Origin of the sequence: Cereibacter sphaeroides 2.4.1, from assembly GCF_000012905.2 — a bacterium.
Lineage (GTDB): Bacteria > Pseudomonadota > Alphaproteobacteria > Rhodobacterales > Rhodobacteraceae > Cereibacter_A > Cereibacter_A sphaeroides.
In genome coordinates, this window is record NC_007493.2 from 1,472,050 (window position 1) to 1,493,314 (window position 21,265).

Annotated in this window: 22 protein-coding genes, 2 tRNA genes and 1 riboswitch; of the genes, 17 read left to right on the forward strand and 7 right to left on the reverse strand. The window is 72.2% G+C overall.

The genetic code is table 11. The features are described 5' to 3' along the window. Positions 1-31: 31 nt before the first annotated feature. The 3 genes from RSP_RS07160 to dusB are packed head-to-tail and all read right to left on the reverse strand — an operon-like array spanning position 32 to position 3,482. Complete coding sequence (locus RSP_RS07160) at positions 32-1,399, reverse strand: response regulator (RefSeq protein ID WP_002719967.1); 1,368 nt, start codon at positions 1,397-1,399, stop codon at positions 32-34. Further along, complete coding sequence (locus RSP_RS07165) at positions 1,399-2,505, reverse strand: two-component system sensor histidine kinase NtrB (RefSeq protein WP_002719968.1); 1,107 nt, start codon at positions 2,503-2,505, stop codon at positions 1,399-1,401. The genes RSP_RS07160 and RSP_RS07165 overlap by 1 nt, the downstream gene beginning before the upstream one ends. Next, a complete protein-coding gene (gene dusB, locus RSP_RS07170) occupies positions 2,502-3,482 on the reverse strand; it encodes a tRNA dihydrouridine synthase DusB (protein WP_011337762.1) in 981 nt (326 codons plus the stop codon). Before dusB ends, RSP_RS07165 begins: the two co-directional genes overlap by 4 nt. 213 nt (positions 3,483-3,695) lie before the next feature. Here dusB and ispD point away from each other — a divergent pair, with 213 nt between their 5' ends. The 4 genes from ispD (at position 3,696) to RSP_RS07190 (ending at position 5,937) form a co-directional block, all read left to right on the forward strand. Further along, positions 3,696-4,373, forward strand: a complete 678-nt coding sequence (ispD, locus tag RSP_RS07175; RefSeq protein WP_011337763.1) for a 2-C-methyl-D-erythritol 4-phosphate cytidylyltransferase — start codon at positions 3,696-3,698, stop codon at positions 4,371-4,373. 108 nt (positions 4,374-4,481) lie between these two features. Beyond that, entirely contained in the window at positions 4,482-4,961 is a 480-nt protein-coding gene (ispF, locus tag RSP_RS07180; RefSeq protein ID WP_009562175.1) for a 2-C-methyl-D-erythritol 2,4-cyclodiphosphate synthase, read from the forward strand. Further along, positions 4,958-5,455 (forward strand): phosphatidylglycerophosphatase A family protein, encoded by a 498-nt coding sequence (locus RSP_RS07185; protein ID WP_011337764.1) that lies wholly within the window; start codon positions 4,958-4,960, stop codon positions 5,453-5,455. Before ispF ends, RSP_RS07185 begins: the two co-directional genes overlap by 4 nt. Then, positions 5,452-5,937, forward strand: coding sequence for a CinA family protein (locus RSP_RS07190; RefSeq protein ID WP_011337765.1), 486 nt, complete (start codon positions 5,452-5,454; stop codon positions 5,935-5,937). The genes RSP_RS07185 and RSP_RS07190 overlap by 4 nt, the downstream gene beginning before the upstream one ends. 34 nt (positions 5,938-5,971) lie before the next feature. On the opposite strand, the gene RSP_RS07195 is transcribed toward RSP_RS07190, so the two are convergent. Then, positions 5,972-7,150: a BaiN/RdsA family NAD(P)/FAD-dependent oxidoreductase gene (locus RSP_RS07195; protein WP_011337766.1), complete on the reverse strand. Its 1,179-nt coding sequence runs from the start codon at positions 7,148-7,150 to the stop codon at positions 5,972-5,974. A 98-nt stretch (positions 7,151-7,248) separates the two neighbouring features. On the opposite strand from RSP_RS07195, the gene RSP_RS07200 reads away from it, so the two are divergent. Then, positions 7,249-7,323 (forward strand) — tRNA-Gln (locus RSP_RS07200). A gap of 90 nt (positions 7,324-7,413) precedes the next feature. Further along, positions 7,414-7,488, forward strand: a tRNA-Gln gene (locus RSP_RS07205). Positions 7,489-7,652: 164 nt separating this feature from the next. Here the strand turns inward: RSP_RS07205 and cobO are convergent. Together cobO and RSP_RS07215 are read right to left on the reverse strand one after the other, a co-directional pair. Beyond that, the gene (cobO, locus tag RSP_RS07210) at positions 7,653-8,261 is read right to left on the reverse strand and encodes a cob(I)yrinic acid a,c-diamide adenosyltransferase (protein ID WP_011337767.1); all 609 of its coding nucleotides are present in this window, start codon (positions 8,259-8,261) and stop codon (positions 7,653-7,655) included. Then, positions 8,258-9,487 (reverse strand): NnrS family protein, encoded by a 1,230-nt coding sequence (locus RSP_RS07215; protein WP_011337768.1) that lies wholly within the window; start codon positions 9,485-9,487, stop codon positions 8,258-8,260. The genes cobO and RSP_RS07215 overlap by 4 nt, the downstream gene beginning before the upstream one ends. Positions 9,488-9,601: 114 nt before the next feature. Continuing rightward, positions 9,602-9,795: riboswitch (cobalamin riboswitch) on the forward strand. A gap of 99 nt (positions 9,796-9,894) precedes the next feature. Here RSP_RS07215 and RSP_RS07220 point away from each other — a divergent pair. Genes RSP_RS07220 through cobJ form a run of 6 tightly spaced genes read left to right on the forward strand, consistent with a single transcriptional unit; the run spans position 9,895 to position 16,619 of the window. Further along, on the forward strand, positions 9,895-10,254 hold the full coding sequence (locus RSP_RS07220; protein WP_009562166.1) for a DUF1636 family protein: 360 nt from the start codon (positions 9,895-9,897) through the stop codon (positions 10,252-10,254). Further along, the gene (gene cobW / locus RSP_RS07225; RefSeq protein ID WP_011337769.1) at positions 10,251-11,288 is read left to right on the forward strand and encodes a cobalamin biosynthesis protein CobW; all 1,038 of its coding nucleotides are present in this window, start codon (positions 10,251-10,253) and stop codon (positions 11,286-11,288) included. The genes RSP_RS07220 and cobW overlap by 4 nt, the downstream gene beginning before the upstream one ends. Before the next feature lie 3 nt (positions 11,289-11,291). Next, the gene (gene cobN, locus RSP_RS07230) at positions 11,292-14,528 is read left to right on the forward strand and encodes a cobaltochelatase subunit CobN (protein ID WP_011337770.1); all 3,237 of its coding nucleotides are present in this window, start codon (positions 11,292-11,294) and stop codon (positions 14,526-14,528) included. Continuing rightward, entirely contained in the window at positions 14,528-15,157 is a 630-nt protein-coding gene (locus tag RSP_RS07235; RefSeq protein WP_011337771.1) for a precorrin-8X methylmutase, read from the forward strand. Before cobN ends, RSP_RS07235 begins: the two co-directional genes overlap by 1 nt. Next, positions 15,157-15,888 carry a precorrin-2 C(20)-methyltransferase gene (locus tag RSP_RS07240; RefSeq protein ID WP_011337772.1) on the forward strand — a complete coding sequence of 244 codons (732 nt, stop codon included), beginning with the start codon at positions 15,157-15,159 and terminating at the stop codon, positions 15,886-15,888. The genes RSP_RS07235 and RSP_RS07240 overlap by 1 nt, the downstream gene beginning before the upstream one ends. Further along, positions 15,885-16,619, forward strand: coding sequence for a precorrin-3B C(17)-methyltransferase (gene cobJ / locus RSP_RS07245; RefSeq protein WP_011337773.1), 735 nt, complete (start codon positions 15,885-15,887; stop codon positions 16,617-16,619). The genes RSP_RS07240 and cobJ overlap by 4 nt, the downstream gene beginning before the upstream one ends. On the opposite strand, the gene RSP_RS07250 is transcribed toward cobJ, so the two are convergent. Beyond that, on the reverse strand, positions 16,595-17,338 hold the full coding sequence (locus tag RSP_RS07250; protein WP_011337774.1) for a cobalt-precorrin-6A reductase: 744 nt from the start codon (positions 17,336-17,338) through the stop codon (positions 16,595-16,597). The genes cobJ and RSP_RS07250 overlap by 25 nt on opposite strands. Between RSP_RS07250 and RSP_RS07255 the strand changes: the two genes are divergently transcribed. The 5 genes from RSP_RS07255 (at position 17,337) to cobF (ending at position 21,227) form a co-directional block, all read left to right on the forward strand. Next, positions 17,337-18,500: a bifunctional cobalt-precorrin-7 (C(5))-methyltransferase/cobalt-precorrin-6B (C(15))-methyltransferase gene (locus RSP_RS07255; protein ID WP_011337775.1), complete on the forward strand. Its 1,164-nt coding sequence runs from the start codon at positions 17,337-17,339 to the stop codon at positions 18,498-18,500. The genes RSP_RS07250 and RSP_RS07255 overlap by 2 nt on opposite strands. Further along, on the forward strand, positions 18,497-18,871 hold the full coding sequence (locus tag RSP_RS07260; protein ID WP_011337776.1) for a cobalamin biosynthesis protein: 375 nt from the start codon (positions 18,497-18,499) through the stop codon (positions 18,869-18,871). Before RSP_RS07255 ends, RSP_RS07260 begins: the two co-directional genes overlap by 4 nt. Then, positions 18,868-19,650, forward strand: coding sequence for a precorrin-4 C(11)-methyltransferase (gene cobM, locus RSP_RS07265; RefSeq protein ID WP_011337777.1), 783 nt, complete (start codon positions 18,868-18,870; stop codon positions 19,648-19,650). Before RSP_RS07260 ends, cobM begins: the two co-directional genes overlap by 4 nt. After that, positions 19,647-20,372 carry a uroporphyrinogen-III C-methyltransferase gene (cobA, locus tag RSP_RS07270; RefSeq protein WP_011337778.1) on the forward strand — a complete coding sequence of 242 codons (726 nt, stop codon included), beginning with the start codon at positions 19,647-19,649 and terminating at the stop codon, positions 20,370-20,372. Before cobM ends, cobA begins: the two co-directional genes overlap by 4 nt. A gap of 90 nt (positions 20,373-20,462) precedes the next feature. After that, positions 20,463-21,227, forward strand: coding sequence for a precorrin-6A synthase (deacetylating) (gene cobF / locus RSP_RS07275; protein ID WP_011337779.1), 765 nt, complete (start codon positions 20,463-20,465; stop codon positions 21,225-21,227). Positions 21,228-21,265: the final 38 nt, after the last annotated feature.

Sequence of the window (21,265 nt, forward strand, 5' to 3'; positions counted from 1 at the left end):
GTGCCCGCGTGCAACGCCGCCTGTTGCCGTTTTACATCAGCTTGCGGCGGCGTGTCACGCGAATATCGAGGTCGGTGATCTTCTTGCGCAAGGTATTGCGGTTGATCCCGAGCAGATCGGCACATTTCGCCTGATTCCCGGCGGTTGCATCCAGCGCGATCTCGATCAGCGGCGCCTCGACCTCGCGCAGGATGCGCTGATAGACGCCGGGCGGCGGAAGGGCGCCGCCGTGCAGATCGAAATAGCGCCGAAGGTGACGCGCCACCGAGGAGGACAGCTTCTCGCCCTCGCCGCCGCCCTTCAGCGGCTCCATCGCGGGCTGATTGCCCAGCACAGCCTCGACCTCGGCGCGGGTGATCTCGGCTTCGGCCGACGTCACCATCAGCCGCCGCAGCGTGTTCTCGAGCTGGCGGACGTTGCCGGGCCAGCTGTAGGCCCGCACGAGGTCGCGCGCCTCGTTCGACAGCCGCCGCGTGGCGCCGAGATCGCGCTCGCCACGCGCGAGGAAATGGTCCGCCAGGAGCGGAATGTCGTCCACCCGTTCGCGCAGCGAGGGCACATGCAGCGTCACGCCGCCCAGCCGGTAGTAGAGATCCTGCCGGAAGGCGCCCGACTCCAGCCGCGAGGCCAGATCCACCTGGCTCGTGGACATGATGCGGGGCGCGTTGTCGCCCATCATGTCGAGCATCCGCACGATCCGGGCCTGCGTTTCCTCGTCGTAATCGGCCACCTCGTCGAAGACGAGGCTGCCGCCCTTGGCCCGCGACAGAAGCGAGGCCGGCCCCTCGACGCCCTGCAGGTCGGCCGCCTGCGCCACCACGAAGGGCAGCGTCCGGCGGTCCGAGAAATCGTGGATTGCGCGGGCGATCAGCGATTTGCCCGTGCCGGATTCGCCCGTGACCAGCACCGGAAGATCCGTGTTCATCACCCGCGCCACGAGGCGGTAGAGCGCCTGCATCGCCTGCGTCCGCCCGACGAGCGGCAGGTCGTCGCCGCCTTCGCGCGGCGGGGCGGCCTTGTTCACCGGCGCGCGGCGCTTCATGTCGAGCGCGCGGGCAGACCGTTTCATCAGGTCCGGCAGGTCGAAGGGCTTCGGCAGATAATCGTAGGCCTCGGCTTCGGCGGCCTGGATCGCGGTCATGATCGTGTTCTGCGCCGAGATCACGATGACCGGCAGACCCGGGCGCAGCTTCGAGATCCGCGGCAGCGCCTCGAGCCCGTTGCCGTCGGGCATGACCACGTCCGAGATCACGAGGTCGCCCTTGCCCTCCTCGACCCAGCGCATCAGGGTCATCAGGCTGGAGGTCGCGTGCACCTTGCAGCCGGCCCGCGTCAGGGCCTGCGTCAGCACCGTGCGGATCGTGCGATCGTCGTCCGCCACGAGAACAGTGCCGTCCATCACTTCACCTCCATGTCATTGGACGCCGCTTCCCGGGGCGCCACCGGCAACGAGACCCGGAACACGGTGCGTCCGGGGGCCGAATCGACGGAAATCCATCCGCCGTGGTCGGATATGATCTTGTTGACCAGCGCGAGCCCGAGGCCGGTGCCATTCTCGCGGCCCGAGACGAAGGGCTCGAAGATTTCCTTCGCGATGTCGGGCGCGATGCCCGGGCCGTCGTCGATGATCTCGACCTGAAGCGGCAGCGCGCCTCCCGACCCGTCCGCCCGGCGCAGCCGCAGCGAGATGTCGTAGAAGGTCCGCAGCCGGATGCGGCCCCCCTGCGGGCCCGCGGCCTCGGCGGCGTTCTTGATGAGGTTCAGGAACACCTGCATCAGCTGATCCGCATCGGCATAGGTCGCGGGCAGCGAGGGGTCGTATTCCTCGGTGATCCGCATCTTGGCGGCAAAGCCCACCGCCGCCGACTTCCGCGCCCGGTCGAGCGCATCGTGGATGTTCACCGCCCGCCGCTCGGGCGGGCGCAGATTGCCGAACTGCTCCACCTGTTCGAGAAGCTTCACGATGCGGCGCGTCTCCTCGACGATCAGATCGGCCAGCTCGCGATCCTCCGCCGAGAGGTTCATGGCGATGAGCTGCGCCGCCCCCGAAATGCCCGCAAGCGGGTTCTTGATCTCGTGCGCCAGCATCTCGGCCATGCCGATGGCGGATTTGGCGGCAGACTTGGCCGCCGTCGCCCGCCCCAGCCGGTCAGCGATCTCGCGCGGCGAGATCAGCAGCATGACGATCTCGGCATTGTCGTGCAACGGCGCGATCTGGATGTTGCACTGCACCGGCGGACGCTCGCCCGAGGTCACATCCACATCGTTGATGAAGATGGGCGACTGGTTCGCCCGCGCCCGCGACAGGGCCTCGTCCACCGGCGCGTCGATCAGGATCCGGTCGAAGGCGGGCTGGCCCTGCAGGCTCTTCGACGAGGCATTGAGGAAGGCCTCGGCCGCCGGGTTCGATTCGATGATGATGCCGTCGGGGTTGATGAGCACCGCCGGAAGCGGAAGGCTGGCCCAGATCACCCCGGGAACGGGATAGGGCGAACGGAAGCTCATGCGGCGGCCCTTTCCTGTGCGCCGAAGGCCTGCCGCAGCGCGCGGACCACCCGGGCCGGATCGGTTCCGGTCACGATGGGGCCCCGGTGCGCCGCCAGACCCGCGGCCTCGAGGTACCAGTTGAGATGTTTGCGCGCGACGCGCAGCCCGAGGTCGCGCCCGTAGAAGGAGAGCATCTCCTCGTAATGGGCGACGACGAGATCGGCGAGCGCCTCTCCCTCGGGCACGTCGGGTGCCGCGCGCCCGTCGAGCGCCGAGGCCACCTGTCCGAGAAGCCAGGGCCGGCCCTGCGCGCCGCGCCCGACCATGACGCCCGCAGCCCCCGAGGCCGCCAGCGCCGCCTGCGCCTCCTCGGGCCCCGTGATGTCGCCATTGGCCACCACCGGCACCGAGACCGCCTCGACCACCGGGCGGATCGCGGCCCAGTCGGCGCGACCGGTGTAGAACTGGCAGCGCGTGCGGCCATGGATCGTGATCATCGCCACCCCCGCCGCTTCGGCGCGCCGCGCGATCTCGGGCGCGTTCAGCATCCCCTCGTCCCAGCCCAGCCGCATCTTGAGCGTGACCGGCACCGCGACCGCCCCCACCACCGCCTCGATCAGTGCAAGCGCCCGGTCGGGCTCGCGCATCAGGGCCGAGCCCGACCAGCCGTTCGTGACCCGCTTGGCGGGACAGCCCATGTTGATGTCGATGATGCGGGCCCCCTGCGCCTCGACCAGCCGCGCGGCCTCGGCCATCCAGTGCGGATCGCACCCCGCCAGCTGCACCGCCGTGCGTCCCTCGGCGGCGCCGATCTCGGCCCGCGCCCGCGCCTCGGCGCCCGCGCAGACCACCTCGCGGCTCGCCACCATCTCGGAGACGACCAGCCCGGCGCCGAAGCGCACGGCAAGCCGCCGGAAGGGAAGATCCGTAATTCCCGCCATCGGCGCGAGGAGCACCGGCGGATCCACCGGAAGCTGAGCGATGCGAAGGGCCAAGTGCCTATTCCTTGTGCGTCAGCCCTCAGTTACGGCGAGGCGGAGCGGAAGACAACTCGGCGCATTGCAACTTTGCTGTGAAATCATGCTATGCACATTTATTGGGCGATGCTGCTCAAACCACTGCCGCTTGGCGACTGGCCCGCGACAGGAGGGTCGATTGTCTCCCGCCGCGCCATGGCCTAGAGCTTCGGACAAAGGAATGACGGGGCCATGACGACAGCCGCAATCATCGTCGCCGCCGGACGCGGCACACGCGCGGGCGGAGACCTGCCGAAACAGTGGCAGCCGCTGGCGGGCCGGCCGGTGCTGGCCCATACGCTGGCGGCCTTCCGGGCCGCGGCCGGGGTGAGCCGCACCCTCCTCGTCATCCACCCTGACGACCGCGCCCGGGCTGAAGCGCTTCCGGGCGTGGCCGAGGGCAAGGTCGAACTCGTCGAGGGCGGCGCCTCGCGCGACGCCTCGGTGCGCAATGCGCTCGAGGCGCTGGCCGGGGCAGGAATCGAGCGGGTGCTGATCCATGACGGCGCGCGCCCCCTCGTGGCGCCCGAACTGATCGCGCGCACGCTCGCCGCCCTCGAGACGGCGCCGGGCGCCGCGCCCGCCGTGCCCGTCTCGGATGCGCTCTGGCGCGGCGAAGGCGGCCGCGTCGTGGGCACGCAGGACCGCACCGGCCTCTTTCGCGCGCAGACCCCGCAGGCCTTCCGCTATGAGGCGATCCTTGCCGCCCACCGCGCCCATCCCGGCGGGGCCGCCGACGATGTCGAGGTGGCCCGCGCGGCCGGGCTCGAGGTGGCCATCGTCGAGGGCTGCGAGGACAATCTGAAAGTGACTTATCCCGGCGATTTCGCGCGGGCCGAGCGGCTGCTCGCGCTTGCGGCCGGGCTCTGAGGCGCGCCCGGACCAAGCCGGCCCCGGCCGGTCATCACCCGCCGGCCCAAGGGCCGGCCGAAACGCCGCCGGTCTCAAGCCCGGCCACGGAAGAACGAGGAGACTGAATTGGACATCCGCACCGGCAACGGCTTCGACGTGCATGCCTTCGGGCCCGGCGATCATGTGTGGCTCTGCGGGGTGCGCGTGCCGCACCATCGCGGGCTGATCGGCCATTCGGACGCCGATGTGGGCATGCATGCGCTGACCGATGCGATCTACGGCGCGCTGGCCGAGGGCGACATCGGCGTGCATTTCCCCCCGTCGGACCCGCAGTGGAAGGGCGCGGCCTCGCGCATCTTCCTCGAACATGCCATGGGTCGGATCGCGGCGCGCGGCTACACGCTCGCCAACTGCGACGTGACGCTCATCTGCGAGCGCCCGAAGATCGGCCCCGTGGCGCCCGCGATGCGCGAGGCGCTGGCCGAGATCATGGGCATCGCCGCGGATCGGATCTCGGTCAAGGCCACCACCTCCGAGAAGCTGGGCTTCACGGGCCGCGAGGAAGGCATTGCCGCCATCGCGACCGTGGCCCTGCTGCAGGCATGAGGCTCACCCGCGCGATCTGCACTGCCGGAGGCATCGGCCTCCTCCGCCCCGCGCCGGGCACCTGGGGCTCGGCCGCGGCCGTGGGGGCGGGCCTCCTCCTCCACGGGCTCGGCAGCTTCCCGCTCCTTCTCGCGGCGACGCTCGCCGCCTGCGGGCTGGGCCTCTGGGCCGTCCGCGAGGAGTTGAAGCTGCGCCCCCATGCCGATCCGCCCGAGTTCGTCATCGACGAGGTGGCGGGCCAGTGGATCGCGCTGCTCTTCCCCTCCTGCGGCTTCTGGCTGATGGGGCTCGCCAACTGGCACTTCCCCTATCCGGGTTGGGTCGGCGCATTCTTCTTCTTCCGGCTGTTCGACATCTGGAAGCCCTGGATCATCGGCCGGCTCGACCGGCGCGAGGACTGGGTGGGGCTGATGGCCGACGACCTGATGGCGGGCCTCTTTGCCGGGGTGGCCACCCTGATCGCGGCCGGGATCGCGCACGGGGTGCTGATGTGAGCCCCGCGGCCCTCCTGGCGCTGGCCCGCGCGAAGGGCGCCCGCATCGCCACCGCGGAAAGCTGCACGGGCGGGATGATCTCGGCCGCGCTCACCGATGTGGCGGGCTCGTCGGACGTGTTCGACCGCGGGTTCGTGACCTATTCCAACGCGGCCAAACAGGCGATGCTCGGCGTGTCGCCGGACACGCTCGCCCGCGTGGGCGCAGTCTCGGAAGAGGTGGCGCGCGAGATGGCCGAAGGCGCGCTCGCGCGGTCGGACGCTACGCTCGCGGTGGCCGTCACCGGCATCGCCGGGCCGGGCGGATCAGAGTTCAAGCCCGAGGGCCGGGTCTGTTTCGGGCTGGCCGTGAAAGGCAGGCCCACGCTCGTCGAGACGGTCGAGTTCGGCCCCCGCGGCCGCGCCGCCGTCCGCAGCGCCACCGTGGCCCATGCGCTCAGCCTGTTGGCGCAGGCGCTCGGGGATCTGCCGGCCAGGGGCTGATCGGCCACGCCTGAGCCAAAGCGCTGGCGGCAGGTCAGACCGCCTGCCCCGCCGCCCAGCCCGAGGACCAGGCCCACTGGAAATTGTAGCCGCCGAGCCAGCCGGTCACATCCACCGCCTCGCCCACGAAGTGGAGCCCCGGCACCGCCCGCGCTTCCAGCGTCCGCGCGTCGAGATGGTCGGTGTCGACGCCGCCCAGCGTCACCTCGGCCGTCCGATAGCCCTCCGTCCCCACCGGCCGAAGTTCCCAGCCGCGCAGAAGACCCGCGAGCCGGGCGAGCGTCGCGTTCGACTGCGCCCCGATCGGCCCCTCGATCCCCGCCACCGTCTCGAGATGCCGCGCAAGCCGCTCGGGCAGATGCCGCGCAAGGATGGTGCGGGCGGCGCTGCGGGGCTGCTCGTTGCGGGCCGCGCGCAGTGCCGGGCCGGGATCGCCCTCCGGCGCGAGATTGACCAGAAGCGGCATCCCCTCGCGCCAGTAGGAGCTGGCCTGAAGGATCGCCGGCCCCGACAATCCACGATGCGTGAACAACAGCGCCTCGTCGAAGCTCGTGCCCCCCGCGCTCACGCGCGCAGGCACCGCGAGCCCCGCCAGCGCCTTCAGCCGCTCCAGCTCCTGCGCGGCGAAGGTGAGCGGCACGAGGCCCGGGCGGGTCTCGACCACGGGCAGGCCGAAGCTCTCGGCCACGCGGTAGGCATAGCCCGTGGCGCCCATCTTGGGGATCGACTTGCCGCCCGTCGCCACCACGACCGAGGCCGCCCGCACCGGCCCCGCAGGCGTGTCCACCTCGAAGCCCTCGGACAGCCGCCGGATCTCGCCCGGCTCGACCCCGAGGCGCAGTTCCACCCCCGCCTCGCGCATCTGGCGCACCAGCATGTCCACGATCTGCGTGGCCGGCCCGTCGCAGAACAGCTGACCCAGCACCTTCTCGTGCCAGGCGATGCCCGCCGCATCGATCCGGGCGATGAAGTCCCACTGGGTGAAGCGCTTCAGCGCCGACAGCGCGAAGCGCGGATTGCGTGACAGGAACCGCTCGGGCGCGATCCCGAGGTTGGTGAAGTTGCAGCGGCCGCCGCCCGAGATGCGGATCTTCTCGCCCGGCGCGCGGGCCCGGTCGAGCACCAGCACGCGGCGCCCCCGCCGGCCCGCCTCGATGGCGCAGAACATGCCCGCGGCCCCTGCCCCGAGGATCAAGACGTCGGTTTTTTCCATGCGCCTTCCATAGCTTGCGGCCATTTGTGCGGCAATGCGAGAAATCTCGCGACTGCCTCTTGCAGAGGCCAGAACGCTTCGCTAAACACCGCCGCAGTTGGGGCGTCGCCAAGTGGTAAGGCAGCGGTTTTTGGTACCGCCATTCGTTGGTTCGAATCCAGCCGCCCCAGCCAGTCCAACGCCCGAGGGCCCGCGCCCCCGGACGGGGACGGCCGGTTGCTCTTGCGGCCCAGAGCAGCCTTTGGTAGAAACGGCCGCACAGTTGGGGCGTCGCCAAGCGGTAAGGCAGCGGTTTTTGGTACCGCCATTCGTTGGTTCGAATCCAGCCGCCCCAGCCATCTTCCTCCGATCCGACAGACATTGCGCGCGCCTCGCGCGCCCGTCCAATTGCGGGTCTGCAGGTCCCGGCGCCTGCCGCAGAAGCCCGGCCCGAGTCTGACGAGACCGGCGCGCGTCCGTTTACGGACGACACGCCGCGGCTCATCCCCGGCCAGCCGTGGCCTCAGAATTCGACGCCCGGCTGGCCCTTCATCCCCGCCCGGAACGGATGCTTCACCATCTCCATCTCGGTGACGAGATCGGCGGCCTCGATCAACTCGGGCTTGGCGTTCCGCCCGGTCAGGACGACATGGGTCATGGGCGGCTTCTCGTCCTCGAGAAAGGCCAGCACCTCGGCCAGATCGAGATAATCGTAGCGCAGCGCGATGTTGATCTCGTCCAGCAGCACCATGCGGATGGCGGGATCGCGGATCAGCTCCTTGGCCTTCTCCCAGCCCGCACGGGCGGCGGCGATGTCGCGCTCGCGGTCCTGCGTCTCCCAGGTGAAGCCCTCGCCCATGGCATGGAACTGGCAGAGGTCGCCGAAGTGGGTCGTGAGCAGCCGCCGCTCGCCGGTGTCCCACGCGCCCTTGATGAACTGCACCACCGCGCAGGGCATCCCGTGGGCGATGCAGCGCAGGATCATGCCGAACCCGGCCGAGGACTTGCCCTTGCCGGTGCCGGTATGGACGATCACGAGACCCTTCTCGCCGGTCTTGCCCGCCATCATCCGGTCGCGGGCCTCCTTGATGCGAGCCTTCTTTTCGGCGTGGCGCTGGTTCGTGTCGGTCATTGCGGCATCCTGATCTGGACGACCTGCGGCGCCGAGGCGCGCGGGCCGGAGAAGACGGGCCGCGCGAGCGGCCCCGTGACGGTGGGCAGATAGCCCGCGAGAAACGAGATCCAGCCCGCGCACCAGAGGCCCGCCGCAACCGCCACCCCGTCGAAGGCGCCGATCAGCGGTGCCCCGAGCCGGACCAGCGCCGCCGACCAGACCAGCGCGAAGGCCAGCGCCATGGTGGGCCGCGCCCGCAGCGGGCCGCCGTCGCGGGGGGCTGCCGCGCGCGCGGCGAGCGACAGGATCATCCCCGACATGGCCCCCATGGTCAGCGCATGGAGCGCATCCATCTCGGCTACGGGCAGAAGCCCCAGCCGCGCGAGGCCCACGAGCCCCAGCCCCAGTGCGAGCCAGCCGAAGGTCGCGTGAAGGAGGAGCAGGAGGAGGTTCCCCCGCCCGGCCCAGCCGCGCCAGCCCGCCAGCCGCAAGGCCTGCGCGATCCCCGCCCCGATCAGGCAGAGCGCCGAGACGGTCTCCTCGCCCGCGAAAGTCAGGCCGAGTGCGGTCCACAGAAGCCCCAGCGCCGCCCATCCGAGCACGGGCCGCGGCGCGGGATCCGGCACGGTTATCCCCGCCTGCCGCAGCCAGTTCAGCGTGAAGGCCGGCACCATGCGCCCGCCGATGATCGAGATCTTGATCGCGAAGAACATCCAGCCCACGCGCACCATGGTGGCCGCATCGGGCAAGGTCTCGGTCAGGGCCGCCCGCAGATAGAGCGTCTCGGCCAGCCCGTAGGCCAGGATGCCCGCGCCGAAGCCGAGCTTGCTCCAGCGCCGCGCCAGCACCGCCTCGCGGCCGAGCAATCCTGCAAGAACGAGAAAATAGGCCAGCGCCGCGGGCTGAATCAGCCCGAGCGGGGCCTCGGGCCGGAGCCCCGCCACCACCAGCGCCACACGGGCGAGACACCAGAGCGCCACCAGCGCCATCAGCGGCCGCCCGCTCAGCGGATCCGAGCCGCGCCAGCCCTGCGCCGCGGTCAGGAAATAGCCGCCGACCGCGGCCGATCCGAGCCCGAACAGCATCTCATGCCCGTGCCAGAGCCCCCAGGTGCCGAGCTCCGGCGCCGAAAGCCCGAGCGCCGCGCCCCACTGCCACCAGATCAGCGCGATCAGCGCCCAGCTTCCCGCCGCGAGGAACAGCGGGCGGTGCGGGGCGAGCCAGAGCGTGCGCAAGCGGGTCATGGGCGGTCCTTCCGGGCCTCCCCTTCTGCCGCGGTCACGCGGGCTTGTGAAGCCATCCCGCGGCCTCTCGTCCCGCGGCCCCTGCATCGGCTTGACAAGAAGGGGCCTTTCCCGCACCACTTCCGGCGCGCTGGTTCCTGTCCGACCGGACAGGCGAAGAGGGAATGCCCCAGAGGCAGCCGCCCCCGCGACCGTGACCGGAGAGGTTGCCCAAGCCACTGGCCGCAAGGCCGGGAAGGCGGGCCGCCGCGGAGCCGCAAGGCCCCACATCCGCAAGCCGGGAGACCTGCCAGCGCTGAGACTTACGGGCGGACGGGGTGTTCCGCGGCCGGTGGACCGAGGTGCCGCCCGACGCGACCTCTCTCCTTCGGATCGCTGCCCCCTCGCCCACGAAGAAGGGACGGCCGATGACCGTGACGCTGCACGTCTGCACCACCTGCCGCGCGGGCCGCCCGCTGCCCGAAGGCGAGACCGCGCCGGGCCTGCGGCTTCATGACGCACTGGCCGCCGCCGCCCCCGAGGGCGTCACCGTCCGCCCCGTCGAATGCCTCTCCGCCTGTTCGCAGGGCTGCGCCGTGGCGCTCTCGGCGCCCGGCCGCTGGAGCTATGTCTACGGCCGCCTCGAGGAGGCCGACGCGCCCGCCATCCTCGATGGCGCCACCGCCTATGCGGGTGCGCCCGACGGCATCGTGCCGTGGCGCGAGCGCCCCGAGATCTTCCGCAAGCAATCGCTTGCCCGCCTTCCCCCCAACGGAGACATGTCATGACCGACCTCGCGAAGATCCCCGTCACGGTGATCACGGGCTTCCTCGGCGCCGGCAAGACCACGCTGATCCGGCACCTGATGCAGAACCCCGGCGGCCGCCGCCTCGCCGTGCTGGTGAACGAGTTCGGCACGGTGGGCGTGGACGGCGATCTGATCCGCGCCTGCGCCGACGAGAACTGCCCCGACGAGGCCATCGTGGAGCTGGCGAACGGCTGCCTCTGCTGCACCGTGGCCGACGAGTTCATCCCCACGATCGAGGCGCTGATGGCGCTGCCGAAGCGCCCCGACCACATCCTGATCGAGACCTCGGGCCTCGCGCTGCCGAAGCCGCTCCTGAAGGCCTTCGACTGGCCCGCGATCCGCTCGCGCATCACGGTGGACGGGGTGATCGCGCTGGCCGATGCCGAGGCCGTGGCCGCGGGCCGCTTCGCTCCGGATGCCGAGGCGGTGGCGGCGCAGGCTCAGGCCGAGGGCGCCGATCACGAGACCCCGCTCTCGGAAGTGTTCGAGGATCAACTCGCCTGCGCCGACCTCGTGCTGCTGACCAAGGCCGATCTCGCGGGCGAGGCGGGCCTTGCCGCCGCCCGCGCGGCGGTCGAGGCGGAATCGCCGCGGCCGATCCCGATCCTCGCCGTGACCGAGGGCGCGGTCGATCCGCAGGTGATCCTCGGGATCGAGGCCGCGGCCGAGGACGATCTGGCCGCCCGCCCCTCGCACCACGACGGGGCCGACGATCACGAGCATGACGATTTCGCCTCGACCGTGATCGACCTGCCCGAGATCGCCGATCCCGAGCGTCTGGCCGAGGCGATCCGGGCACTCGCCACCGAGCGCAACGTGCTGCGGGTGAAGGGCCATGTGGCGGTTCAGGGCAAGCCCATGCGGCTTCTCGTGCAGGCGGTGGGCGCGCGCGTCCGCCACCAGTTCGACCGGCCCTGGTCGGGCGCGCGGCAGAGCCGTCTCGTGGTGATCGCCGAGCGGGGCGATCTCGACGAGGCCGCGATCCGGCAGGACCTTCTGGCGCGGATCGGCTGAACCATGCATGTCGTCTTCCGCGAAAGCCACGGGCTCGAGGAGAGTGCGACCCCGTTCGATCCCGGGCAGACGCCTGCGGATCTGGTGGTCCTGTCCTTCTCCGACAGCGATCTCGGGGCCTTCGCGGCGGGCTGGCACCGGGCTGAGGGCGGGCTTCCCTCCACCCGGCTCCTGAACCTCGTGGCGCTGCGCCATCCGCTCTCCATCGACACCTATGCCGAGACGGTGCTGGCCCATGCGAAGGCGATCCTGATCCGGCTGATCGGCGGCGAGAGCTACTGGAGCTACGGGCTGGCCGAGGTGCAGGACCTCTGCCGGCGCCGCGGGATCGCGCTCGCGGTCCTGCCCGCGGACGGGCGCGAGGATCCGGCGCTCGATGCGCTTTCCACGCTGCCGGTCTCGACGCTGCGGCGGCTGTCCGCGCTCTGCGATGCGGGTGGAGCGGTGGCGGCGCAGGCCGCGCTCGCGCAGCTGGCGCTGGCGGCGGGGCTTTATGCCGGCCCGGTGCCGGGCGAGAAACGGATGCCCGACATGGGCTGGTACGACCCCGCCCGCGGCGTGATCCCCGAACCGGAGGCGGAGGGCGGACCCGCCATCGTCGTGACCTTCTACCGCAGTTACCTGACCGCCGCCGACACGGGGCCCGTGGACGCGCTGATTTTCGCGCTTCGCGAACGGGGCTTCCGCGCCTTCGGCCTCTTCGCGCCCTCGCTGAAGGCGCCGGGCGCGCCCGACTGGATCGCCGCCGGTCTCGGCCGCCTGAGGCCCGCGGCCATCGTCAATGCCACCGCCTTCTCGGCCAGGGGCCCCGAGGGCTCGCCCCTCGACGGCCCCGGCTGTCCGGTGTTTCAGGTCGCGCTCTCGACCGCGCGGCGGCGCGACTGGGCCGTGGCCGAGCGCGGCCTCTCGCCCGCCGATCTCGCCATGCATGTGGTGCTGCCCGAGGTGGACGGTCGGATCTTCGCAGGCGCCGTCAGTTTCAAGTCGCCCGGCAAACGCTGCCCGGACCTGCAATATTCCCGTTTCGCCCACCGCGCCGATCCCGCCCGCGTGGCGGCCGTGGCCGACCGGGTGGCGGCCTGGCACCGGCTGGCCCGGACGCCCGCACCCGAGCGGCGGCTGGCCCTCGTCCTCTCGACCTATCCCGGCCGTCCCGACCAGATCGCCCATGCCGTGGGCCTCGATGCGCTGGCCTCGGCCGAGGCGCTGGCGGCCACGCTGGCCGCGGCGGGCTATGCCACAGCCTCCGGCGCGGACCTCGCCGAGGCGCTGCTGACCGAGCGGCAGAGCTGGCCGCTCGCCGCCTACGAGGCCGCGCTCGCAACCCTGCCGGCCCCCCTGCAATTCGCGCTTCGTGAAGCCTGGGGCGCGCCCGAGGCCGATCCCGATTGCCGCGACGGCGCCTTCCGCTTCGCGGCCCTGCGGCGCGGCCACCTTCTCCTCGCGCTGCAGCCCGAACGGGGCGAGACGGCGGCACGGGATGCCGATTACCACGATCTCGCCCGCGTGCCGCGCCATGCCTATGTGGCCTTCTACCTCTGGCTCCGCGCGCACTCCCTGCATGCGATGATCCATATGGGCGCGCATGGCACGCTCGAATGGCTGCCGGGCAAGGCGGTGGCGCTGTCGGATGCCTGCTGGCCCGAGGCGCTGACCGGCGCGCTGCCGGTGATCTATCCGTTCATCGTGAACGATCCGGGTGAGGCGGCGCAGGCGCGGCGCAGGCTCGGCGCGCTGACGCTGGGCCATATGCCGCCGCCGCTGCGCGAGAGCGCCCTGCCCGAAAATCTCGAACGTCTGGAACGGCTTCTCGATGAGTATTCCACCGCCGACGGGCTCGATCCGGCCCGGCGCGGGCGCCTGATCGGCGCCATCCGAGACGAGGCGCGCGCCGCGGGCGTCGAGGAGGATCTGGGCCTGCCCCCCGACGCCACCCCGGCCGAGGCCATCACCCGGATCGACCGTTTCGTCTGCGATTTGAAGGAAAGCCGCTACGGCGAGGGGCTGCATCTCTACGGTGCGGCCCCGGGCGAGACCGAGGGGCTTCTGGCCGCCCTCGACGGCCGCCGGGTGGCCGCCGGCCCATCCGGCTCGCCGCATCGGGGCCGGACGGATGTGCTGCCCACGGGCCGCAACCTCTATTCCGTCGATCCGCGCGCCGTGCCCTCGCGCGCGGCCCATGCGCAGGGGGTGAAGCTCGCCGAGGAACTGCTCCGCCGCCACCTGCAGGATCAGGGCGACTGGCCGAAGGGGCTGGTGATCGACCTCTGGGGCTCGGCCTCGATGCGGACGGCGGGCGAGGAATTCGCCATGGCGCTGCATCTGGCGGGCCTCTCCCCCCGCTGGGACGAGGGGTCCGAGCGGGTCTCGGGTGTCGAGATCCTGCCGCTCGCGCTGCTGGGGCGGCCCCGCATCGACGTGACGCTGCGGGTCTCGGGCCTCTTCCGCGACATCTTCCCCGGCCTCGCCCAGCTCTTCGAGACCGGCGCCGAGGCGCTTGCCGCCCGCGAGGAGGCACCCGAGGACAATCCCTATCTCCGCCGCAGCCCGCGGGTCTTCGGGCCTAAGCCGGGGCTCTACGGCGTGGGCGTGCGGTCGGATGACTACAGCCCCGAGGGGCGGCTCAGCGCGGGCGAGGCCTGGATCGAGGGCTCGTCCTGGGCGATCGGGGCGGATGGCGCGGCCACGCCCGCGCGCGGTGCGCTCGAAGGGCGGCTCCGCGCCGCCGACGCCTTCGCCCATGTGCAGGATCTGGCCGAGACCGACCTTCTGATGGCGCAGGACCATGCCGCCCACGAGGGTGGTTTTGCCGCGGCGCTGGCCCGGCTCGGGCGCGAGGCGGCGCTCTATCACCTCGACGCCACCCGCCCCGACCGGCCCCGCGCCCGCAGCCTCACCGAGGAGCTGAGCCGCATCGTGCGTGCGCGCATCGCCGATCCCGCCTGGGCCGATGGCATGATGCGCCACGGCTTCCGGGGCGCGGCCGAGATCGCGGCCTCGGTCGATCATCTGGGAAGCTTCGCCAATCTCACCCGCGCAGTGCCCGACGGGCTCTTCGACCTCTGCTTCGAGGCGACGCTGATGCGCGAGGATCTCGTGGCCTTCATGGCCCGCGAAAACCCCGCGGCCCTTGCCGCCCTCCGCGACCGCTTCCGCGCTCTTGCCGAGGCCGGGCTCTGGCAGCCGCGCCGCAATTCCATCGCAGCCCTCCTCGCCTGCGCCCCCACGGAGACCCATTGATGGCCCATCGCTACGAAACCGACGGGGCGGCGATCTACCGCCAGTCCTTCGCCACCATCCGCGCGGAGGCGGCGCTCGCGCGCTTCACGCCCGAGGAGGAGGTGGTGGTGGTCCGCATGATCCATGCCGCCGGCATGGTGGGTCTCGAGGCGCATGTCCGCTTCTCGCCCGGCATGGCGGTTGCCGCGCGGGCGGCGCTCGAGGCGGGTGCGCCGATCCTCTGCGATGCGCGGATGGTGAGCGAGGGCATCACCCGCCCGCGCCTGCCGGCCGGGAACCGCGTGATCTGCACGCTTCAGGATGCGGAGGTGCCCGAGCTTGCGAAATCCATGGCCACCACCCGCTCCGCCGCGGCGCTGGAACTCTGGCGGCCGCATCTCGCGGGCGCCGTGGTCGCGATCGGCAACGCGCCGACCGCGCTCTTTCACCTGCTGAACATGCTCGAGGATCCGGCCTGCCCGAGGCCCGCGGCCATCATCGGCTGCCCGGTGGGCTTCGTCGGCGCAGCCGAATCCAAGGAGGCGCTGATGCAGGACCTGCCCTGCCCGTCGCTGATCGTCGAGGGCCGCCTCGGCGGCTCGGCCATCACGGTTGCGGCTGTCAACGCGCTGGCGAGCCGGGTGGAATGATGGGCCGCATCATCTGCGCAGGCCTCGGCCCCGGCGACCCCGATCTTCTCAGCGTCAAGTCCGACCGGCTGATCCGCACCGCCCGGCATGTGGCCTATTTCCGCAAGGCGGGCCGCTCAGGACAGGCCCGCCGCATCGTCGAGGGGATGCTGCGCCCCGACGCCGTCGAGTATCCGATGGATTATCCGGTCACGACCGAGATCCGCTTCGACCATCCCGATTACAACCGGATGCTGGCCGAGTTCTACGACCTCTGGGCCGACAGGCTGGCGGACCTGGCGCGGACCGAGGAGGTGGTGGTGCTCTGCGAGGGCGATCCGCTGTTCTACGGCTCGTTCATGCATCTGCACAGCCGGCTGCAGGGCCGCGCCGAGGTCGAGATCGTGCCCGGCATTCCCGGCATGGCCGGCTGCTGGAATGCGGCCGGCCTGCCGATCACCTGGGGCGACGATGTGCTCTCGGTGCTGGCGGGCACGCTCTCGGAGGAGGATCTGGCGCGTCATGCGGCGGCGGCCGATGCGGTGGTGGTGATGAAGACCGGGCGCAACCTGCCCAAGGTGCGCCGGGCGCTGGAAGCCGCCGGCCGGCTCGACGAGGCCTGGCTCGTCGAGCGCGGCACCATGCCGGGCCAGCGGGTCGCGCGGCTTGCCGAGGTCGAGGGGGCGGACTGCCCCTATTTCGCCATCGTGCTCGTCCCCGGACGCGGACGCCGCCCGGAGCTTGCGGAATGAGCGGCTGGCTTGTGGTGGCGGGTCTCGGGCCCGGGGCCGAGCACCTCGTCACGCCCGAGGTCTCGGTGGCCCTGGCGGAGGCCACCGATGTGGTGGGCTACATCCCTTACGTTGCCCGCGTGGCCGAGCGGCCGGGGCTCACGCTCCATGCCAGCGACAACCGGGTGGAGGTCGAGCGCGCGGCCCATGCGCTTCAGATGGCGGCCGAGGGGCGGCGGGTGGTCGTGGTTTCCTCGGGCGATCCGGGGGTCTTCGCCATGGCCTCGGCCCTGTTCGAGGCGCTGGAGGCGCGGCCCGAGTGGCAGGCGCTGGATATCCGCATCCTGCCCGGCATCACCGCGATGCTGGCCGCCGCCGCCGCCGCCGGAGCGCCGCTCGGCCATGATTTCTGCGCGATCAACCTGTCGGACAATCTCAAGCCCTGGGCGCTGATCGAGAAGCGGCTGCGGCTGGCGGCCGAGGCGGATCTCGCGATGGCCTTCTACAATCCGCGCTCGAAGTCCCGCCCCGAAGGCTTTGTCCGCGCTCTGGATCTTCTGCGCGAGACCTGCGGGCCCGACCGGCTCGTGACCTTCGCGCGCGCGGTCTCGACGCCCGAGCAGCATCTGCGCACCGTCACGCTGGGCGAGGCCACGCCCGAGATGGCCGACATGCGGACCGTGGTGATCGTCGGCAATTCCGCCACGCGCCGGGTGGGCCGCTGGGTCTATACGCCGAGGTCGGCCGGATGAGCGAGCCAGCCCAGCACCGCCTCGGGGGTCTCGACGCGCGGACGCGGCGGGATCGCGGGCCGGTCGATCAGCACGACCGGCAGACCCAGCTCCCGCGCGGCATCGAGCTTGGCGCGCGCGCCCTCGCCGCCTGCGTTCTTGGCCACGATCCACTGGATCTCGTGACGGCGCAGAAGCTCCAGATCCTCGGCCAGCGTGAAGGGGCCGCGGGCGACGATCGCCTCCGCCCGGGGCAAGGGCAGCGCATCGGGCGGATCGACGAGGCGCAGCAGGTAGTGATGCTGCGCCCGGCCCGCGAAGGCCGCGAGATGCAGGCGCCCGATGGCGAGGAAGACCCGCGCGGGCGCCTCGGGCAGCGCCTCGGCGGCGGCCTCGATCGAGGGGACGCGGATCCAGCGGTCCCCCGGCCCCGCCGCCCAGGGCGCGCGTTCGAGCGCCACCAGCGCCGTGCCGGTGGCGGCACAGGCCTCGACCGCGTTCCGGCTCATCTGCGCGGCGAACGGATGGGTTGCGTCGATGACATGGGTGATGCCCTCCTCCCGGATGTAGGCCGCAAGCCCCTCGGTGCCCCCGAAGCCGCCCACCCGCAGGGGCAAGGGCTGCGCCACGGGCGCGGCGGTGCGGCCCGCGTAGGAGAAGACGGCCGGCAAGCCCGCCTCGGCCAGAGCGCGCGCCATGCGGCTGGCCTCGGTCGTGCCGCCCAGAAGGAGGATGCGCATGGCTGATCCCTGGCTCTCGATCATCGGTCTCGGCGAAGATGGACCGGCGGGACTTCCGGATGCAAGCCGGGCCGCGCTGGAAGCGGCCGAGGTCGTGGTGGGCGGGCCGCGGCATCTGGCGCTGGTGGATGCCCGGGCGCGCGGGATGGAATGGCCGGTGCCCTTCGATCCCGCCCCTGTGCTGGCCCTGCGCGGACGCCCCGTCGCCGTGCTCGCCTCGGGCGATCCGTTCTGGCATGGCGCGGGCGGCAGCCTCGCCGCGGCGCTGTCGCCCGGCGAATGGCGCGCCTATCCCGCGCCCGGCGTGGTCGCGCTGGCCGCGGCCCGGCTCGGCTGGCGGCAGGAGGAGCTGCTGGCGCTGGGCCTTCACGCCGCGCCCTTCGAGCGGCTGCTGCCCGAGCTGGCCCCCGGCCGCCGCGGGGTCTGCACGCTCCGCGACGGGCCTGCCGCCGGGGCGCTGGCCGCCTTCCTTGCGGCGGAGGGCTGGGGCGAGAGCCGGCTCTGGGTGATGGAGGCTCTGGGCGGGCCGCGCGAGCGGGTGCGCGCCACCACCGCGGGCGCTTTCTCTCTGACGGATGTCGCGGCCCCGGTGACGGTGGCCTTCGAGGCCGAGGGCGGGCGGGCGCAGCCGCGCAGCGCGGGCCTCCCCGACAGCCTCTTCGCCCATGACGGGCAGATCACCAAGGCTCCGGTCCGGGCGCTGACGCTCGCGGCCCTCGCGCCGCGGCGGGGCGAGATACTGTGGGATCTGGGTGCGGGCTCTGGCTCGGTCTCGGTCGAATGGTGCCTCGCGGGCGGCCGGGCCGTTGCTGTGGAACTCCGCCCCGAGCGCGCGGCCAACATCCGCGCCAATGCCGCCCGCTTCGCCCTGCCGCTGGAGGTGGTCGAGGGGCGCGCGCTGGACAATCTGCCCGCGTTGCCCGCGCCGGATGCGATCTTCGTGGGCGGCGGCTTCGACGAGGCGCTGTTCGCGGCGCTGCCGCCCACGGCCCGGCTCGTGGTCAATGCGGTGACGCTCGAAACCGAGGCGCTGCTCGCGGCCCTTCAGGCCCGCCACGGCGGCGAGCTCCTGCGGATCGAGCTGGCGCGCGCGGCCCCGCTCGGGCGGATGCGCGGCTGGGAGGCCGCCCGGCCCGTGGTGCAATGGAGCCTCGTGCGATGATCGTGGCAGGGCTCGGCTTCCGGGAGAGCGCGACCGAGGAGGAGCTGGCCGCGGCGCTGGGCGATGAGGCGCCCGAGCTTCTCGCCACGCTCGAGGCGCGCGCGGCCCTGCCCGCCTTTCAGGCGCTGGCCCGGAGGCTCGGGCTGCCGGTGCGCGCGCTGCCCGAGGCCGCGCTCGCCGGCGTCGCCACCCCCACCCGCTCGGCGCGGATCGAAGAGCGGTTCGGCACCGGCTCGATCGCCGAGGCGGCGGCGCTGGTGGCCGCGGGCCCCGGCGCCACCTTGATGCGGACCCGCCGGATCGCCGGGCCCGTGACGATTGCCGTGGCCCGCTCGGCCGCGGATCCTGACAGAAAGGGAGCCACGGCATGACCGTGCATTTCATCGGAGCGGGCCCCGGAGCGCCCGACCTCATCACGCTGCGCGGGCGCGACCTGATCGCCGCCTCGCCGGTCTGTCTCTATGCGGGCTCGCTGGTGCCCGAGGGCGTGCTGGCCCATTGCCCGCCCGGCTGCCGCATCGTGAACACGGCGCCGCTCAGCCTCGAGGCCATCGTGGAGGAGATCGCCGCCGCCCATGCCGAGGGCAAGGACGTGGCGCGTCTCCATTCCGGCGATCTCTCGGTCTGGTCGGCGATGGGCGAGCAGCTGCGCCGGCTGCGCGCGCTGGGTATTCCCTATGACGTGACGCCGGGGGTGCCCTCCTTCGCCGCGGCCGCGGCCACGCTCGGGGCCGAGCTCACGCTGCCGGGGGTCGCGCAATCGGTGGTGCTGACCCGCACCTCGGGGCGTGCCTCTCCCATGCCCGAGGGCGAGAGTCTCGCGGCCTTCGCGGCCACGGGCGCCGTGCTGGCGATCCATCTTTCGGTTCATGTGCTGGGGCGCGTCTTGGCCGAGCTTCTGCCGCATTACGGCGCGGATTGCCCGGTGGCCGTGGTCTGGCGCGCGAGCTGGCCCGACGAGCGGGTGGTGCGCGCGACCCTGGGCAGTCTCGAGGCCGCGCTCGGGCCGGAGCTGGAGCGGACGGCGCTCATTCTCGTGGGCCGCAGTCTCGGCGCGGAGGATTTCGCCGAGAGCCGCCTCTATGCCGGCGACTACGACCGCCGCTACCGCCCCGTGGGCACCCATCCGCGCTTTCCGGAGGAGGCATGACCGGCTTCGTCTCCTTCGTCTCCTCGGGGCCGGGCGACCCCGAACTTCTCACGCTGAAGGCGGTGGACCGGCTCGGCCGCGCCGATGCGGTGCTGTTCGACGACCTTTCCTCGGGGCCGATCCTCGCCCATGCCCGTCCGGAGGCGGATCTCGTGGGCGTGGGCAAACGCGCGGGCCGCGCCTCGCCGAAGCAGGATCATGTGAGCCGGCTGCTCGTGGATTATGCCCGGACGGGCGGGCGCGTCGTGCGGCTGAAATCGGGCGATGCGGGGCTTTTCGGGCGGCTCGAGGAGGAGATCGAGGCGCTCGAGGCGGCGGGGATCGGCTACGAGATCGTGCCGGGCGTGCCCTCGGCCTGTGCCGCCGCGGCGGCGGCGGGCATTCCCCTCACTCGCAGGCTCACGGCGCGGCGGGTGCAGTTCCTGACCGGGGCCGACGTGACCGGCGGCCTGCCGCAGCAGAACCTCGCGGCGCTGGCCGATCCGGCGGCCACGACGGTGGTCTTCATGGGCAAGCGTACCTTCCCGACACTGGCCGCGGCGCTGTTCGCGGCGGGACTGCCCGAGACCACACCCGCGCTGCTGGCCGAAGGCGTCTCGACGCCCGCGCAACGGATCTGGCGCGGCACGCTCGGGACACTCGTGGAGGAGGTGGCGCGGGCCGGCGAGGCGCCGGCGCTGATCCTCTACGGGCCGCTCGCGGACGCGGAGGAAGAGCGATGATCGGCACGGCAAAGCGCCCTGCATTTCGCGAAGCGCGAACGGCATGTCCCTTGAAGGGCGCATCCGCGACCCCGGGGAAAGTGGCCTGCGATGCGTGAGCTTCTTCTCATCGGGATCGGAACCGGCAACCCGGACCATCTGACCGCCGAGGGCCGGCGGCGGATGGCCGAGGCCGACCTGATCCTCGTGCCGCGCAAGGGGCGCGACAAGTCGGACCTGGCCGAGATCCGCCGCGCGATCTGCGCCGACGCGGCCCCCCTTGTCCCGGTGGCCGAGTTCGATCTGCCCGTGCGCGATGCGGCCAACCCCGACTACCGTCAGGGCGTCGAGGACTGGCACGATGCCATCGCGCTCGCCTGGGCACGCGCGGCGGGCGGCGCGGCCCGGGTGGCGCTGCTGATCTGGGGCGATCCGTCGCTCTACGATTCGAGCCTGCGCATCGCGGCGCGGCTCGATCCGGCGCCACAGGTGCGCGTCGTGCCGGGGATCACGGCAATTCAGGCGCTCTGCGCGGCCCATGCGATCCCGCTGAATGCGGTGGGCGCGCCGGTGCTGGTCACCACCGGTCGGCGGTTGAGGGACGAGGGCTGGCCCGCGGGCGTCGACCGTTTGGCCGTGATGCTCGACGGCGAGACGAGTTTTCGCGGCCTCGATCCGCAGGGCGTGCGGATCTGGTGGGGCGCCTATCTCGGAATGGCGGAGCAGATCCTCGAGGCGGGACCGCTGGCCGAGGCCGGCCCGCGCATCCTCGCCACCCGTGCCGCCGCGCGCGCGCGCCATGGCTGGATCATGGATATCTATCTCCTCGACCGCGAGACCGATGATCGGCGCAAGGACGGTTCGGGAGAGACCTGACCGGCGGGGAGAACCGCCCCGATGGTCGGATGGCGGCC

What these genes read in the sequence shown, in the direction of transcription:
- cobN (WP_011337770.1), top strand. Translation starts at nt 11,292, where the DNA reads ATGCATGTCGTCTTCCGCGAAAGCCACGGGCTCGAGGAGAGTGCGACC.
- RSP_RS07160 (WP_002719967.1), bottom strand. Translation starts at nt 1,399, where the DNA reads ATGGACGGCACTGTTCTCGTGGCGGACGACGATCGCACGATCCGCACG.
- RSP_RS07235 (WP_011337771.1), top strand. Translation starts at nt 14,528, where the DNA reads ATGGCCCATCGCTACGAAACCGACGGGGCGGCGATCTACCGCCAGTCC.
- RSP_RS07185 (WP_011337764.1), top strand. Translation starts at nt 4,958, where the DNA reads ATGAGGCTCACCCGCGCGATCTGCACTGCCGGAGGCATCGGCCTCCTC.
- cobA (WP_011337778.1), top strand. Translation starts at nt 19,647, where the DNA reads ATGACCGGCTTCGTCTCCTTCGTCTCCTCGGGGCCGGGCGACCCCGAA.
- cobW (WP_011337769.1), top strand. Translation starts at nt 10,251, where the DNA reads ATGACCGACCTCGCGAAGATCCCCGTCACGGTGATCACGGGCTTCCTC.
- RSP_RS07240 (WP_011337772.1), top strand. Translation starts at nt 15,157, where the DNA reads ATGGGCCGCATCATCTGCGCAGGCCTCGGCCCCGGCGACCCCGATCTT.
- cobM (WP_011337777.1), top strand. Translation starts at nt 18,868, where the DNA reads ATGACCGTGCATTTCATCGGAGCGGGCCCCGGAGCGCCCGACCTCATC.
- cobO (WP_011337767.1), bottom strand. Translation starts at nt 8,261, where the DNA reads ATGACCGACACGAACCAGCGCCACGCCGAAAAGAAGGCTCGCATCAAG.
- RSP_RS07220 (WP_009562166.1), top strand. Translation starts at nt 9,895, where the DNA reads ATGACCGTGACGCTGCACGTCTGCACCACCTGCCGCGCGGGCCGCCCG.
- RSP_RS07195 (WP_011337766.1), bottom strand. Translation starts at nt 7,150, where the DNA reads ATGGAAAAAACCGACGTCTTGATCCTCGGGGCAGGGGCCGCGGGCATG.
- RSP_RS07215 (WP_011337768.1), bottom strand. Translation starts at nt 9,487, where the DNA reads ATGACCCGCTTGCGCACGCTCTGGCTCGCCCCGCACCGCCCGCTGTTC.
- ispD (WP_011337763.1), top strand. Translation starts at nt 3,696, where the DNA reads ATGACGACAGCCGCAATCATCGTCGCCGCCGGACGCGGCACACGCGCG.
- RSP_RS07255 (WP_011337775.1), top strand. Translation starts at nt 17,337, where the DNA reads ATGGCTGATCCCTGGCTCTCGATCATCGGTCTCGGCGAAGATGGACCG.
- cobJ (WP_011337773.1), top strand. Translation starts at nt 15,885, where the DNA reads ATGAGCGGCTGGCTTGTGGTGGCGGGTCTCGGGCCCGGGGCCGAGCAC.
- RSP_RS07250 (WP_011337774.1), bottom strand. Translation starts at nt 17,338, where the DNA reads ATGCGCATCCTCCTTCTGGGCGGCACGACCGAGGCCAGCCGCATGGCG.
- cobF (WP_011337779.1), top strand. Translation starts at nt 20,463, where the DNA reads ATGCGTGAGCTTCTTCTCATCGGGATCGGAACCGGCAACCCGGACCAT.
- RSP_RS07165 (WP_002719968.1), bottom strand. Translation starts at nt 2,505, where the DNA reads ATGAGCTTCCGTTCGCCCTATCCCGTTCCCGGGGTGATCTGGGCCAGC.
- RSP_RS07260 (WP_011337776.1), top strand. Translation starts at nt 18,497, where the DNA reads ATGATCGTGGCAGGGCTCGGCTTCCGGGAGAGCGCGACCGAGGAGGAG.